The 14560-nt window shown below is 63.4% G+C and carries 12 protein-coding genes; 7 read left to right on the top strand and 5 right to left on the bottom strand.

All coding sequences use genetic code 11. The features are described from left to right. Positions 1-915 carry a helix-turn-helix domain-containing protein gene (locus tag AX709_RS12565; protein ID WP_066549713.1) on the bottom strand — a complete coding sequence of 305 codons (915 nt, stop codon included), beginning with the start codon at positions 913-915 and terminating at the stop codon, positions 1-3. A gap of 49 nt (positions 916-964) precedes the next feature. Beyond that, a complete protein-coding gene (locus AX709_RS18665; protein WP_156454263.1) occupies positions 965-1111 on the bottom strand; it encodes a hypothetical protein in 147 nt (48 codons plus the stop codon). Between the two features lie 37 nt (positions 1112-1148). On the opposite strand from AX709_RS18665, the gene AX709_RS12570 reads away from it, so the two are divergent. The 4 genes from AX709_RS12570 to AX709_RS12585 all read left to right on the top strand — a co-directional run bounded on the left by AX709_RS12570 (position 1149) and on the right by AX709_RS12585 (position 5609). After that, entirely contained in the window at positions 1149-2177 is a 1029-nt protein-coding gene (locus AX709_RS12570) for an aspartate-semialdehyde dehydrogenase (RefSeq protein ID WP_066549793.1), read from the top strand. A 150-nt stretch (positions 2178-2327) separates the two neighbouring features. Then, complete coding sequence (locus AX709_RS12575) at positions 2328-2975, top strand: 2-hydroxychromene-2-carboxylate isomerase (RefSeq protein ID WP_066549795.1); 648 nt, start codon at positions 2328-2330, stop codon at positions 2973-2975. Positions 2976-2986: 11 nt separating this feature from the next. Beyond that, entirely contained in the window at positions 2987-3742 is a 756-nt protein-coding gene (locus AX709_RS12580; RefSeq protein ID WP_066549715.1) for an alpha/beta fold hydrolase, read from the top strand. A 58-nt stretch (positions 3743-3800) separates the two neighbouring features. Beyond that, positions 3801-5609 (top strand): M2 family metallopeptidase, encoded by a 1809-nt coding sequence (locus tag AX709_RS12585; RefSeq protein ID WP_066549719.1) that lies wholly within the window; start codon positions 3801-3803, stop codon positions 5607-5609. A gap of 19 nt (positions 5610-5628) precedes the next feature. Here the strand turns inward: AX709_RS12585 and AX709_RS18670 are convergent, their stop codons facing one another. From AX709_RS18670 to AX709_RS12595, 3 genes are all read right to left on the bottom strand, one after another. Further along, complete coding sequence (locus tag AX709_RS18670; protein WP_156454264.1) at positions 5629-6597, bottom strand: hypothetical protein; 969 nt, start codon at positions 6595-6597, stop codon at positions 5629-5631. A gap of 10 nt (positions 6598-6607) precedes the next feature. Then, a complete protein-coding gene (locus AX709_RS12590) occupies positions 6608-8044 on the bottom strand; it encodes an AMP nucleosidase (protein WP_066549727.1) in 1437 nt (478 codons plus the stop codon). Between the two features lie 82 nt (positions 8045-8126). Then, positions 8127-8609 carry a peroxiredoxin gene (locus AX709_RS12595; RefSeq protein ID WP_066549728.1) on the bottom strand — a complete coding sequence of 161 codons (483 nt, stop codon included), beginning with the start codon at positions 8607-8609 and terminating at the stop codon, positions 8127-8129. 114 nt (positions 8610-8723) lie between these two features. Here AX709_RS12595 and AX709_RS12600 point away from each other — a divergent pair, with 114 nt between their 5' ends. The 3 genes from AX709_RS12600 to AX709_RS12610 all read left to right on the top strand — a co-directional run bounded on the left by AX709_RS12600 (position 8724) and on the right by AX709_RS12610 (position 14469). Beyond that, positions 8724-9284: a YqgE/AlgH family protein gene (locus AX709_RS12600; RefSeq protein ID WP_066549731.1), complete on the top strand. Its 561-nt coding sequence runs from the start codon at positions 8724-8726 to the stop codon at positions 9282-9284. A gap of 149 nt (positions 9285-9433) precedes the next feature. Continuing rightward, positions 9434-10846: an adenosylhomocysteinase gene (gene ahcY / locus AX709_RS12605; protein ID WP_066549733.1), complete on the top strand. Its 1413-nt coding sequence runs from the start codon at positions 9434-9436 to the stop codon at positions 10844-10846. A gap of 326 nt (positions 10847-11172) precedes the next feature. After that, a complete protein-coding gene (locus AX709_RS12610) occupies positions 11173-14469 on the top strand; it encodes a TonB-dependent receptor domain-containing protein (protein ID WP_066479576.1) in 3297 nt (1098 codons plus the stop codon). Positions 14470-14560 lie beyond the last annotated feature (91 nt).

A 14560-nucleotide genomic window follows, 5' to 3' on the forward strand; every position in this document is an offset into this window, starting at 1 on the left:
TTAATAGATGTCCCGGTGCGCACGGCGGTATCGGCCGGGCGATACGCCGATTTCGCGCCGGAACGCGGTCGTGAAGTGCGAGACATTGGCGAACCCGCAGGATTGGGCAACCGCGTCGAGCGGTGTCGCCGTCTCGCTCAACAGGCGCGCGGCGCGCGTCAGCCGTTGCCAGGCGACATAGTGATAGGGCGAATAGCCGGTGGCGAGCTTGAACATCCGGCAGAAATAATAGGGCGAAAGCCCTGCCACGTCGGCCAGTTCGTTGAGGGTGAGCGGCCGGGCGAGGTACGCGTCGATATACTCACGAACCCGGCGCAACGCCGCCGGCGCGATATAGAGGCGGTCCGGCTGTCCGCGGCGGACGCGCGGCTGTCGGGTCACCATGTGGACCAGCGACGCCAGCAGGCGGTCGAGCGCAAGGTCCGAGGCGAAGCCGGGGGCTGCGATCTCGCGGGTGAGCATCCGGAACAGATCGGCGGCACGATCGTCGGGCTGGCACAGCACCGGCTCGGCAAGGCGGTCGGCTGCTCCTGCGGTTGCGGCGAGCAGATGGTCGGGCACGTAAAGCCCTACGCAGCTGTGCTCGGCCGGAAACTCCAGTTCAAGCGGCAGGCCGGCCGGGATAAAGCTGAACTGGTTTCGACGGAACGGCTTGCGGTAGCGTTGTCCGTCGATGGTCGCTGCACAGGTGCCGACGGCGCCGAGATCGAGCGTCAAGGTGGCGATGTCCAGCTTGTGGCTGGCCGCATGGCAGGTGCCCGAGCCGTGCAGCCCGAAATGGCGGATCGCCGAAATGCCGCTGCGCTCGTGAAAGATCAGATCGGCGACGGGCGGTGCGGAAAAACCCACCGCGTCGTAGCCCGCCGCACCGGTGCGGCCATGATGCCGTGTGGAGGCCTCCGCTCCTGCGTGCATGTCTTCCCCCGGTGCTCGTATCGCCGCACCGCATTCAGCGTAGCACACGCTACGAAATCAAAACAGCAATTCGCGTGAAATTCGGCGTCCATTCGACAAGAAGCGCAATATCCGAAAAACGCGCTCCCGGCGTGAAGGTAGCTGACGCACCTTTCAATCTGGCGCTGGATGCGTAAATGACGGCGCGGGCGGTCATGCGGCCGATCGATCATTCAGAACGGGACACAAGCTTCATGGGTTACCGCATCGTCGTGGCGGGTGCGACCGGCAATGTCGGACGCGAAATGCTCAATATCCTGGCGGAACGGGAGTTTCCCGTCGAGGAGCTTGCGGTGGTGGCGTCGTCACGCTCGACCGGCGACATGGTCGACTATGGCGAAACGGGCAAGCAGTACCGCGTCCAGAATATCGACCATTTCGATCCGGCCGGTTGGGACATGGCATTGTTCGCGATCGGCAGCGAGGCGACGAAAGTCCACGCGCCGCGTTTTGCCGAGGCCGGCTGCACCGTGATCGACAATTCGTCGCTCTATCGCATGGACCCCGACGTGCCGCTGATCGTGCCCGAGGTGAACCCGGAGGCAATCGACGGCTACACCGCGCGCAACATCATCGCGAACCCCAATTGCTCGACCGCGCAGATGGTCGTGGCGCTGAAGCCGCTGCACGACGCCGCGCGGATCAAGCGGGTCGTGGTGGCGACCTATCAATCGGTGTCCGGCGCGGGCAAGGCGGGGATGGACGAGCTGTTCGAGCAGTCGCGCAACATCTTTGTCGGCGACCAGGCCGAGCCCAAGAAGTTCACCAAGCAGATCGCGTTCAACGTAATTCCGCACATCGACAGCTTCCTCGACGACGGATCGACCAAGGAAGAATGGAAGATGGTGGTCGAGACCAAGAAGATCCTCGATCCGCGGATCAAGGTGACCGCGACCTGCGTGCGCGTGCCGGTGTTCGTCGGCCATTCCGAAGCGATCAACGTCGAGTTCGAGGACGAGCTGTCGGCCGAACAGGCGCAGCGGATTCTTCGGGAGGCGCCCGGCGTCATGCTGGTCGACAAGCGCGAGGACGGCGGCTACGTGACCCCGATCGAATGCGTCGGCGAATATGCGACCTATGTCAGCCGCGTGCGCGAGGATCCGACCGTCGACAGCGGCCTTTCGCTGTGGTGCGTCAGCGACAATCTGCGCAAGGGCGCGGCGTTGAACGCCGTCCAGATCGCCGAGCTGCTCGGGCGCAGGCATCTCAAAAAGGCGGCTTGAGCGGCTGCGAGCAAGGTGACATCATCCGTGGATGTCACCGCACCGCATCCAGATCGTTTCGCCGCCGGCGATCACGGTTTTGCGTGGCTGGACCGTTGGCGGTCACTGTTGCCGGGTGGCGGGGAGGATGTCGTCGGGGATCGTGACCGCATGACCTTTCATGCCGACCTCTACTGGTCGTTTCGCAGCCCCTACAGCTATCTCGCCACCGCGCGCTATCGGCGGCTGGTCGAGAAATACGACCTCGAGATCGCGCTACGCCCGGTCTATCCGCTGGCGATCCGCCAGCCCGACTTTTTCGAGCGCAATCACCCAAACTGGCTGCGCTACACGCTGATCGACGTGGTGCGCGTCGCGCAGTTCCACGGCATTCCATTCGGGCCGCCGCGCCCCGATCCGGTCGTCCAGAACATGGCGACCAAGCGCGTCGCGGAGGAGCAGCCGCACATCTTCCGCCTCGTCCGCCTGGGTCAGGCAGCTGCGCGGCGGGGACGCGGGCTCGACTTTGCCGATGAGGTCGGGCGCATCGTGTGGGGCGGCGTCGATGGCTGGAATACCGGCGACCACCTGGCCGGAGCGGCGGCGCGCGCAGGTCTCGACCTTGCCGAACTCGAGCGCGAGGTCGCATCCGAGGTCGACCAGCTGGAGGCCGAGATTGCGGGCAACCAGGCCGCGCTGGAGGCGGCGGGCCATTGGGGCGTCCCGACGCTGGTGTTCAACGGCGAGCCGTTTTTCGGCCAGGATCGCATCGATCTGGCGCTGTGGCGGATGCAGACCGCCGGCCTGATCGAGCGCTGAGGCAAGGCGGCATGGCAGCGACGACCCATCACCGTTTTGCGGGTTTCGACGGCGCCGACCTTGGCTGGACCGAGCTGGGGCAGGGGCGTCCGGTCGTCCTGATCCATGGCTATTTCTCCGACGCCGCGACCAACTGGATCAAATACGGCCACGCCGAAGCGATTGCGTCGCGGGGATTCCGCGTCATCATGCCCGACCTGCGCGCGCATGGCATCAGCGCGCGGCCGCACGATCCGGCCGCCTATCCGCGCGATGCGCTGGCGATGGATGGCGAGGCGCTGATCGCGGCGCTCGGGCTCAGTGATTATGACCTCGGCGGCTATTCGCTCGGCGCACGCACCGTCATCCGGATGATGGCGCGCGGGGCGTCGCCGCGCCGCGTCGTCCTGTCGGGCATGGGGCTTGCGGGTGTCGTCGATACCGGCGCGCGTGCGGGTCATTTCCGCCGCGTGCTCACCGGGCTGGGCAGCTTCGCGCGAGGCTCGCCGGAATGGATGGCAGAGGCGTTCCTGAAGACCACCGGCGGCGACCCCGTGGCGCTGCTGCGCATCCTCGACACCTTTGTCGATACCGAGCCGGCGGCGCTGGCGCGGATCGTCCAGCCGGCGCTGGTCGTCTCCGGCGTCGACGATGCCGACAATGGCAGCCATGCCGAACTTGCCGCCGCGCTGCCGAACGCAACGCTGGTCGAGGTGCCGGGCAATCACATGAGCGCGGTGACGCGGCCCGAACTGGGCGCGGCGATCGCCGACTTTCTCGCCGCTTGACCGCGGGGCGGTCGATCCGCCAGTCTTTGACGCATCAAATCATTTGTCGGGAATTTCAATGCTCCGCACCGGTATCTCCGCGCTCGCCCTGTCGACCATGCTCGCGCCGGCCGCTTTTGCCCAGTCCGCGCCGAACGCCGCGGCCGCCGATGCCTTCGTCGCCAAGGTCGAGGCCGACCTGTACGAATTCAACCAGACCGCGGCCAAGGTCGCCTGGATCAACGCGACCTATATCACCGACGATACCGACGCGCTTGTCGCGCAGGTCTCGGCGGAGGGGACGCAGAAGTCGGTCGATTATGCGATCGAGTCCGCCAAGTTCGCCAGGGCGACCGCGCTGTCGCCCGACACGCTGCGCAAGCTCAATTTCATGCGCAGCGGCCTGACGCTCCCCGCGCCGACCCGCGAAGGCGCGGCGGCGACACTGGCGACGATCTCGACGCGGATGTCGTCGACCTATGGCAAGGGCAAGGGGACGCTGAATGGCCAGCCGATCAGCGGCAGCGACATCGAAGCCGCGATGGGCACCGAGCGCGATCCCGATCGTCTGAAGGAAATGTGGGTCAGCTGGCACGACAATGTCGGCGCGCCGATCCGCCAGGATTATGCCCGTACCATCGGCATCAGCAACGAGGGCGCGCGCGAACTGGGCTTCAAGGACGTCGGCACGATGTGGCGGTCGAACTACGACATGCCGCCCGAGGAGTTCGCCAAGCTGACCGACAAGCTGTGGAACGAGGTCAAGCCGCTCTACCAGTCGCTGCACACCTATGTCCGCTGGAAGCTCAACGAGAAATATGGCGACGCGGTCCAGCCCGGGACCGGCCCGATCCGTGCCGACCTGCTCGGCAATATGTGGGCCCAGGAATGGGGCAACATCTACGAGCTGGTCGCGCCGCCGGGGGCGGGCGATGTCGGCTATGACGTCACCGAGCTGCTGACGGCCAAGGGCTATGACCCGATCAAGATGGTGAAGGTGGGCGAGGGCTTTTATTCGTCGCTCGGTTTCGATCCGCTGCCGGAAACCTTCTGGACGCGGTCGCAATTCGTGAAGCCGCAGGACCGCGAAGTGCAGTGTCATGCCTCGGCGTGGGACCTGGACGACAAGGACGACATCCGCATCAAGATGTGCATCAAGGTGAACGCCGACGATTTCGTCGTCATTCACCACGAGCTCGGCCATAATTACTATCAGCGCGCCTATAAGGGCCAGTCGCTGCTCTATCGCGACGGGGCCAATGACGGCTTCCACGAAGCGATCGGCGACTTCGTCGCGCTGTCGATCACCCCCGACTATCTGGTCAGCATCGGGCTGCTCGACCAGGCGAAGGTGCCGAGCGCGGACAAGGATATCGGCCTGCTGCTGCGCCAGGCGATGGACAAGGTCGCATTCCTGCCGTTCGGGCTGCTGATCGACAAATGGCGCTGGGGCGTGTTTGCGGGACAGATCCCGGCAACCGGCTATCAGGGCGCATGGGATGCGCTGCGCCTGCAATATCAAGGCGTCGCCCCGCCGGTCGCGCGCGACGAGACGCGGTTCGACGCGGGTGCCAAATATCATATTCCGGCGCACGTGCCCTATACCCGCTACTTCCTGGCGCGGTTGCTCCAGTTCCAGTTCTACAAGGCGGCGTGCGACCAGGCGGGATGGACCGGGCCGCTCCACCGCTGTTCCTTCTATGGCAACAAGGAAGTCGGCGCGAAGCTGAACGCGATGCTGGAACTTGGCAAGTCAAAGCCCTGGCCGGACGCGCTCGAGGCGTTCACCGGGAGCCGGGAAATGTCCGGCAAGGCCATGGTCGAATATTTCGCGCCGCTGAAGGCGTGGCTGGACGAACAGAACCAAGGCAAGCCGACGGGGTGGTAACAAGAATTAGGAGCGGAAGTTAGGTAACCTCATCAAACCGGGGGTCGCGCCAAGATCGACGGGTTATCCCAATTCCAGTCACTGGCTCGCGTCGCAACCATTCAATATCGCCGTGATTTCCTGCGATGACGTATCTTAACTTTACAAAACGTTCATCATCAGTCAGGCTTGTAGAATAATTAAGTTGCAAATTACAGACCACTAGCGGCATTTCGCTATTTAGTTGCGCAGTATTTGTGATGCATTCAACTTCTTGAAGGCTGAAAGACCTTCCGAAAGATGTTTCCCGAGCCTCACCGGAATAGAGGTTCATGCCGATATCTTGATATATATTTGAGGTGAGATCAACATCAGTCCCAGAGCAAATTAAACCAAAAAACATTCGACATTTCAAATTAAATGCCGGGGTTGCGCCATGGTTCTTTATTCTCAGATGTAACGTGACCGCTCTTGATTTGTCATGCGCTGCCTTAATTGAGTTTTCATAAATCTCTACTTCGACCCAAGGCCTTAGTTGCGAGACTGTTGCGCGAAGTGATTGTTCGGCGTGTCTTGATGAAATCTCGGCACTCTTTCTTGAAAACTCTAAGGCCTTTTCGCCGTCTTGAGCTTGTTTTCTAATTACTCGAACGCTGATTCCCGTAAATATCGCAGCAAAAACGGCCGCGACCGTAGTGGCTATGCTTAATGCAAACGAAAGCCAAGCAATTCGAGTTTGCTCCCGGGAGTATTTTGCAGAAAGCTGTGCGGCATCAGCCGATTTCCATTCTGCGCAAAGTTGGCTATCGGAAGCTAATTTGGAGTTAGCGCACAATAAGTCCCTTGCTGATGACCCAGTCTTCCGATCTCTTGAACGACTTTTCTGTGATTGAGAGCTTGATGACTTAGTCGTAGCTCGCGCATTTGTGCTTTCGTTTGTCTCCGCAAGAGTCGGGGATGGCATCGCAACCGCTGCCGCAGCAAAGAGCAAATTTACTAGCTTGTTCAACTGTGTTGTCTCACCGAAACGGCGGTTCGTTGAACGCGCGCAGCTTGCGGCTGTGGAGGCGGGGGCCTTCGCGGATCAGTTCCTCGACGGTGGCGATGCCGATGCGCATATGTTCGTTGATCGCGCGTTCGTAGAAGCGGTTGGCCTGGCCGGGCAGCTTGAGCTCGCCGTGGAGCGGCTTGTCGGACACGCACAGCAGCGTTCCGTAGGGCACGCGGAAGCGATAGCCTTGCGCGGCGATGGTGGCCGACTCCATGTCGATCCCGACCGCGCGGCTCAAGGAGAAGCGCAGCGCCGACTGTGAGTAGCGCAATTCCCAGTTGCGATCGTCGGTGGTGACGATCGTGCCGGTGCGCAGGCGGCGCTTCAGCTCCTCGCCCGACTGGCCGCTGACCGTTTCCGCGGCGCGGGCGAGCGCCTGTTGCACTTCCGCGATCGCCGGCACCGGGATTTCGGGGGGCAGCACGTCGTCGAGCACATGGTCGTCGCGCAGATAGGCGTGGGCGAGCACATAGTCCCCGATCCGCTGGCTGGGGCGCAGGCCGCCGCAATGGCCGATCATCAGCCACGCCTCGGGCCGCATCACCGCCAGGTGATCGCAGATCGTCTTGGCGTTGCTGGGCCCGACGCCGATATTGACCAGCGTGATCCCGGCGCGGTTGGGCGCGATCAAGTGATAGGCGGGCATCTGGTGCCGCCGCCACGCGCTGTCGGTCACCAGCCGTTCGGGATCGTCGCCCGCGCGGATGACGACGCCGCCCGCGCCCGACAGCGCGGTGTACGGCCCGTCACCCTCCAGCTGCTGGCACCCCCAGCGGACGAATTCGTCGACATAGCGGTGATAGTTGGTGAACAGCACGTAACGCTGGACATGCTCGGGCGGGGTGCCGGTGTAATGGCGCAGGCGCGCGAGCGAGAAGTCGGTGCGCAGGCCATCGAACAGCGCGAGCGGCCGCACGCCTTCATGATCGGACCAGACGCCATCCGCGATCTCGTCGCCGATATGGGCGAGCTCGGTCGCCGGGAAATGGCGCGCCAGCTCGGAGGCGGACACCTCGTCGAGGCTCAGCGCATGGCCGGGATCGAGCACATAGGGAAACGGGATTTCCTGCCGCCCCGGCACCGCGTCGACCACGACGTCATAATCCTCGATCAGCAGTTCGAGCTGTTCGGTCAGATAGTCGGCGAAAATGGCGGGCTTGGTCACGCTGATGCGATATTCACCCGCGGTGACCAGCCGTCCGAACGACCGGAGCGGTGCGGGCCGGTCCGGCCCGCCGGCATAGCGCAGCCGGATCTCGGGATAGGCGAAGCTGCCATCGCCGCGCATCGCGACAGGCGGCGGGGTGCGGTCCGCCAGATAGCGTTCAAGTGCCTCCTGGAGGCGGGACACGGAGGCGCGATAGAGCCGGTCGAGCTCCGCGACGATTGCAGCTGCTTGAGTCATCGACCGTGGTTAGGACGGTGTCGTTACGCTGGCAAGTCAGCCGGCCCCGGACGCGCATCGGCGCCGCCGGGGCCGGAAGGGCTCACAACCGGTCGAGCAGATATTCGGCGCTGCTGACCTTGAATTCGCCCGGTGCCTCGACGAACAGATGCTCGACGACGCCGTCATTGACCACCATCGTATAACGCTGGCCGCGTGTGCCCATGCCGAACTTGCTGCCGTCCATGCTGAGCCCGGTGGCGACGGCGAATTCGCCATTGCCGTCGGCCAGCATCGTCACCTTGTCGTTGACGCCCGACGCCTTGCCCCACGCCGCCATGACAAAGGCGTCGTTGACGGCGGTGCAGGCGATTTCGTCGATCCCCTTGGCCAGGATGGCGTCGGCATGCTCGACGAACCCGGGCAGGTGCTTGGCCGAGCAGGTCGGCGTAAAGGCACCCGGCACCGAAAACAGCGCCACACGGCGGCCCGCGAAGTAGCTCTCGCTGTCGGTCGCGTCGGGGCCCTGGTTGGTCACGCGGATCAGCGTGGTCTTGGGCAGGCGGTCGCCCACTTGGATCGTCATGTCATTCTCCCTCGGTGGCGTGCATCAACATCAACGCCTGCAGCGCCTAGTTGTGCCGAACGCGCCGGTTTTCAAGCATGGTCGCGGGCGGCGATCGACGTTATGCTGTAAACCATGTCGACGCCTGCGTTCCTGACCGGCCAGTTCCTGCTTGCGATGCCCGGGATTGGCGATCCGCGTTTCGAGCGTTCGGTCATCGCGATGTGCGCGCATGATGAAAATGGCGCGCTCGGCATCGGCATCGGCAGCGAGATCGAGGGGCTGGGGCTGCACGAGCTGCTGGGTCAGTTTGATATCGCGCCCGGCGCTGCGCCCGATGCCCCGGTTCATGCCGGCGGCCCCGTCGAGCCGATGCGCGGTTTCGTGCTCCATTCGACCGACTGGGGCGGACAGGACACGATCGAGGTCGCCGGGCGCTGGAACCTGTCGGGCACGATCGACGTGCTGCGCGCCATTGCGGAGGGCACCGGGCCGTCGCGCTGGCTGGTCGCGCTGGGCTATGCCGGGTGGGGCGAGGGGCAGCTGGACGGCGAAATGACCCGACACGGCTGGTTCAGCACGCCCGGCGAGCTGGCGCTGCTCTATGACGTCCCGGCGCGGTCGCGGTGGGAGCGGGCATTTTCCGGCGCCGGCATCGATCCCCGGCTGCTGGCGAGCAGCGCCGGGCGCGCCTGATCGCTTTGGCATCGCATATGCTTTGGGACCGCATATAAAGATATCTTTATATAGCATTTGCGTTGCAAGGGGCTTGCCGGTAAAGGCGCGGGCAGGATCGCGCGGGCGCATCGCCCGCGACGGCACCCAACTTGCCCAGGAGATTTGACGTGGCCACCGCGACGCTCGCCCCCGCCCAGGATTATGTGATCAAGGACATCGAACTTGCCGCTTTCGGCCGCAAGGAGATCGAGATCGCCGAGACCGAAATGCCCGGCCTGATGGCGCTGCGCGGCGAATTTGGCGCGACCAAGCCGCTGAAGGGCGCGCGCATCACCGGGTCGCTGCACATGACGATCCAGACCGCGGTGCTGATCGAGACGCTGATCGAGCTGGGCGCCGAAATCCGCTGGGCGTCGTGCAACATCTATTCGACGCAGGACCACGCGGCTGCCGCGATCGCCGCGCGCGGCATTCCGGTGTTCGCCGTCAAGGGCGAGACGCTGGAGGAATATTGGGACTATGTCGTGCGCATCTTCGACTGGGGCCAGGACACGACCTGCAACATGATCCTTGACGATGGCGGCGACGCGACGATGTTCGCGCTGTGGGGCGCGCGGGTCGAAGCGGGCGAGGAACTGTTCGTGCCCGGCAACGAGGAAGAGGAAATCTTCGTCGCCACGCTCAAGCGTTTCCTGGCCGAGCGTCCCGGCTACCTCACCAAGACCGTCCAGAGCATCAAGGGCGTGTCGGAAGAGACCACCACCGGTGTTCACCGCCTGTATGAACTCGCCAAGAAGGGCAAGCTTCCCTTCCCGGCGATCAACGTCAACGACAGCGTGACCAAGTCGAAGTTCGACAATCTTTATGGCTGCAAGGAATCGCTGGTCGATGCGATCCGCCGCGCGACCGACGTGATGCTCGCCGGCAAGGTCGCGGTCGTCGCCGGCTTCGGCGATGTCGGCAAGGGTTCGGCGGCGTCGCTGCGCAACGGCGGCGCGCGCGTCATTGTCACCGAAGTCGATCCGATCTGCGCGCTGCAGGCGGCGATGGAGGGCTATGAGGTCGTGACGATGGAGGAAGCGGCCAAGCGCGCCGACATCTTCGTGACCGCGACGGGCAATGCCGACGTCATCACGCTCGATCACATGCGCGACATGAAGAACATGGCGATCGTGTGCAACATCGGCCATTTCGACAGCGAGATCCAGATCGCCGCGCTCAACAACTACAAGTGGACCGAGATCAAGCCGCAGGTCGACGAGGTCGAGTTCCCCGACGGCAAGAAGATCATCGTCCTGTCCAAGGGCCGCCTGGTCAATTTGGGCAATGCGACGGGTCATCCCAGCTTCGTCATGTCGTCGAGCTTCACCAACCAGGTGCTGGCGCAGATCGAGCTGTGGACCAACACCAGCGCGTACCAGAACGAGGTGTACGTCCTGCCCAAGCATCTCGATGAGAAGGTCGCCGCGCTCCACCTCGAAAAGCTGGGCGTCAAGCTGTCCAAGCTGACCGAGAAGCAGGCGAGCTACATCGGCGTGCCGGTCGAGGGCCCGTTCAAGCCGGATCATTACCGCTATTGATCGGGATTTGTTGCCAGTGACGTTTCGGGAGAGCGCCGTTCGCGGCGCTCTCTTTTTGTATGCGGCGAACGGGCTTGCGATGCCTTGCCGTGACCGGCGGCTGCCTTTGCGCACCATTTTTGTCACAACATTACGCCGGAGCCGGTTTTTTCGTAACACTAAGTTGACATTGGCTGATCCTGAGGCATCATTTCCGCGCTGCACAACTTGCGCGGCGGACGAGCCTGGATAGGCTCGACCCGCGCAATAAGTCCGGGGTTGGAGGAGCCCCGGCTGGTCGCCTGATCCTGATGACAGGCAACTTATTGTTAAGCGGGGATTTCCTAATGCGTTTCAATCACATTGCCGGGCGCGCTGGTCTGATGATCGGCAGCGGCCTTTCGCTTGTCCTGTCGACGGCGGCGTTCGCCCAGGATTCGGCGCCGGTCGATGCGCCCACCGGTCAAGCGGAAGCGAGCGGAGAAGACATCGTCGTCACCGGATCGCGCCTGACTCGCGATCCGAATGCCACCGGACCCGCGCCGGTAAGCGCCGTGTCGTCGGCTGACATTTTGGCGACCGGTGCGACTGACGCGAGCCAGGCGCTTCGCCAGATTCCGGCCCTTTTGGCGTCCACGACGGTGGCGGACTCGATCGAACGCGGCGATGCGGATGTCGGTATTGGCCAGGCAACCCTCAATCTCCGCCAGCTCGGATCCAACCGCACGCTGGTTCTGGTCGATGGGTATCGCCACGTGTCGGGCGTTGCGGGCGCGCAGACGGTCGACGTGTCGACCATTCCGACCGCGCTGATCCAGAGCGTCGAAGTGCTGACGGGCGGCGCGTCGGCCGTCTATGGTGCCGACGCCGTTACCGGCGTGGTCAACTATATCCTGCGCAAGGATTTCGAGGGTTTTCAGCTCAATGGCCGGTCGAGCATTGCGACGTCGGGCAATGGCTCGTCGCAATCGATCGATGGGACTTACGGGCGCAACTTCGGCGGCGGCCGCGGCAACATCACCTTGTCCGCAGGCTACACCAATGATCAGGAAGTGCTGCTGGGCGATCGTCCGTTCACGCGTGACAACGGACGTGGCAACAACAGCACCACCTACGCCAATCCGCTGCGCCGTTTCCAGCGCGGGGACATCAGCGCGGCCGCAACGCCGAACTTCGCCCAGCGGTTCTCGAACGCTGCCGGCCGTTTCCCGATCGGTTTCGCGATTCCGACCGCCCAGCAATTTTCGACCTTCTTCCCTGGACGTACGCCAACCGCGGCCGAACAGGCCCTGATCGACCGTGCGGCCAACGCGCCACTGTTCGTGATCGGTGCCGATCCCCGGTTCGCGATCAGCTCCGGCTCGGGGTTGATCTTCCGCAATGATTTTGGGTTCTTCAACGCGGACATCAACAATAACGGCGTCAACGACTGCGAAGAAAGCTATATCGGCCTGACCGGCTTCGGCGGCGGCGGCTGCTACATCTCGACGCCGGGTGGCGGCGTCAAGATTTTCGAGGACGGCGTCATTTCGACCAGCCAGAACCAGTTCGGCGGCGATGGCGCGGTGGAGCGGACGAACCAGACGTCGCTCATTCCGCGGAGCGAGCGCATCTATGCCAATCTGCGCGCGAACTACGAATTTTCGCCCGCCGCAGAAGTCTTCGTCGACGCGAAATATGCCCGCAACAACACGCTGTCGCGCAACAATTACAACACCTTCTATGACAGCCTGCTGATCTTCCCCGACAATCCCTTCATCCCGGATGTGCTTCAGGCCGATGCGGATGACGCAGGCGGTCTGCGGGTCAGCCGCGACTTCCTCGACCTTGGCCCGAACACGCAGGAGGCCAATCGCGATACCTATCGCATCGTCGGCGGCGTGCGCGGCGCGATCGACAGCCATTTGAACTATGAGGTTTCGGGCAATTACGGCCGGACCGAGAGTTCGGTCACCCAGTCCAACCGCGTGCGTTATGACCGCCTGTTCGCATCGATCGACGTGGTCACCGGTCCCAATGGGCAGCCGATCTGCCGTTCGGACATCAGCTCCGTGCCGCATCCGGGCAGCGAAGTGTTTCCCGTGATCGCGCCCGGCTTCTTCACCTTCCGCCCCGGTGACGGCCAGTGCCGCCCGGGCAACATCCTGGCGGGGGAAAACTCGCTGAGCCCCGAAGCGGTCGCGTTCATTACGACGCCGACCACCAATCGGTTCGTGCTCCAGCAGTTCGTCGTCAACGGGATCATCACGGGCGATACCGGCGGGTTCTTCAATCTGCCCGGCGGCGCGGTCAAATTCGCGGTCGGCGGCGAGTATCGCGAGGAGCGTTCGAGCTCGCGGTTCAGCGATCTCGAGCTCGGCCTGCTGCCGGAGGGGTCGCCCGCCGGTCCCGCCGGCACCTTCATCGGCGACGTCTCGGACAACCAGCAGCTGGTTTTCGACGCACAGACCCGCACGTTCAACACCGGCGGGTCGTTCGACGTGAAGGAAGTGTTCGGCGAAATCTCGCTGCCGATCCTCAAGGACACGCCCTTTTTCTACGAGCTGACACTCGGCGCCGCCGGGCGCTATGCCGATTACTCCACGGTCGGTGGCGCGTTCACCTGGAACGTCAACGGCGTGTGGGCGCCGGTCCAGGATATCCGGTTCCGTGGCACGTATGCGCGCGCAATCCGTGCCCCGAACATCGCGGAACTGTTTGAACCCGCGCAGGGCGCGACGTTCCGTCCTTCGGATCCGTGCGATGTGCTCAACCAGAACGCGACACCGAACCGCCTTGCCAACTGTATCGCCGCGGCAACCGCGCTCAACATCCCCAATGCTGCGAGCTTTATTGCAAGCTACAGCGATCCGCTGACCGCGCGTTTTTCGGGCACGAGTGGCGGCAACCCCAACCTGTCCGAGGAAACCGCGACCACATGGACGGTGGGCGGCGTGATCCAGCCGCGATTCATTCCCGGGCTGACCCTGACCGCGGACTATTACTCGATCGAAATCGAGGATGCGATCGCCGCGGTGACATCGCAGGACATCGTTAATACGTGCTATGACAACACGACCTTTCCGAACCAGTTCTGCGATCTGATCAGTCGCAATGGTCCCGGATCGGGGCCGACGACGTTCGGCTTTAATTTCCTGCGCCAGACCCAGATCAACTTCGGACGCATCGAGACTTCGGGCATCGACTTCACCGCCGCCTATCAATTCGACATCGGCGACCATGATTTCGGTTTGCGGGTCAGCGGCAACTGGACCGAAAAGGTCGATCGTTTCTTCGATCCGATTGACACCACGCTGGTCAATCCGGGCCTGCGCGAAACGGGCGCGCCGGAATGGTCGGGGCTCGGCACGTTCACCTATGGCTATAAGGGCCTCGGCTTCAATTACACCGTCCAGTATATCGGCGAGCAAGCCGTGGCGTCGGCTGTGCAGATCGAACGGGTGGACCGGGAATTCGGTCCGGCGGGTCTGGCGCGGGAGTATTTCGTCCATAACGTCGCGGTCAATTACGACGTGACGGAGTCGTTCTCGCTCAACGCCGGTGTCAACAACCTGACCGATGCGCGTCCCTATCTGTCGAGCTCGGCCTATCCGGTCAGCGGCATTGGTCGCGTCGCGTTCATCGGCGCGCAGGCGCGGTTTTGATCGCGGCTCGCGAAAGCTGAGGTGATCCGCTCGCGCAAGCGGGCGGGTCGCTCAGCGTGGCTTCAGCCCCCTTGGTGCCCCGCGGCATCAA

This window comes from Sphingomonas sp. CCH15-F11 (assembly GCF_001557005.1).
In the GTDB taxonomy this organism is placed as follows: Bacteria; Pseudomonadota; Alphaproteobacteria; order Sphingomonadales; family Sphingomonadaceae; genus Sphingomonas.